This window comes from Asaia lannensis NBRC 102526, from assembly GCF_024054035.1.
GTDB classification, from domain to species: Bacteria; Pseudomonadota; Alphaproteobacteria; order Acetobacterales; family Acetobacteraceae; genus Asaia; species Asaia lannensis.
The window spans coordinates 1-885 of record NZ_JAMXQU010000023.1; the positions used below are offsets into that span (position 1 = coordinate 1).

At 61.9% G+C, this 885-nt stretch carries 1 protein-coding gene; it reads left to right on the forward strand.

Going from position 1 to position 885, the window contains the following annotated elements:
• The first annotated feature begins 43 nt into the window (after positions 1 to 43).
• Complete coding sequence (locus NF685_RS14220; RefSeq protein WP_252850135.1) at positions 44 to 868, forward strand: IS5 family transposase; 825 nt, start codon at positions 44 to 46, stop codon at positions 866 to 868.
• Positions 869 to 885 lie beyond the last annotated feature (17 nt).

Here is an 885-nt window from a genome sequence, read left to right on the forward strand (position 1 = left end):
GAGCCTGTTTGGAAAGTTGGAGCGGATGTGATTCAAGCTCTGGATGTGGACACCAGAGCAGAGGGCCCGAATGGCCGGGATTGCCCGCAAGACGAAGCGCTATCCGTCGGACATGACGGACGAGGAATGGGCGCGGATCGCGCCGCGGATGCCCGAACCGGGGCGCATGGGCCGTCCACGCGAGATCGAATTTCGCGAGGTGATCAATGCGGTGCGCTACCTGGTCCGCTCGGGCTGTGGCTGGCGGATGTTGCCGATCCATTTCGGCCACTGGCGCACGGTCTATGGCTGGTTTCGGGAGCTGGCCCGGCGGTTTCTGTTTCAGACTATTCATGACGTCGAACTGATGCTCGATCGGGAGCGGTCAGCTCGCGAGACGAGCCCGACCGCCGGGGTGATCGACAGCCAGAGCATCAAGGCACCGCATGCGCAAACAAGAGGTTATGACGCCGGCAAGAAGGTCGTCGGGCGCAAGCGGCATATTGCCGTGGATACAGACGGACGGCTGCTGATGGTCAATCTGACCCCGGCCGACATCTCCGACAGCGCGGGCGCGCAGATGATCCTGGATGCGATTCGCAAGCGCTGGCCCTGGGTGAAGCACCTGTTCGCCGACGGGGCTTACGACCGGCTCCAGTTGATGGACAAGGCGGCTTATCTGGACTTCGTCGTCGAAGTCATCCGACGCAGGGACGGAGCGAAGGGCTTCGAAATTCTACCCCGTCGATGGGTCGTGGAGCGGACCTTTGGCTGGATGACCCGCTGGCGACGTCTCGTGCGTGACTATGAGCGTCGTATCGACGTCTCACAAGCCATGATCCTCGTCGCCATGGGCGCCAATCTCACCCGCAGAAATGCCCATCCGTGAGTTTCCAAACAGGCTCT

Coding starts and splice junctions, on each gene's coding strand:
- NF685_RS14220 (WP_252850135.1), top strand. CDS start 44: ATGTGGACACCAGAGCAGAGGGCCCGAATGGCCGGGATTGCCCGCAAG.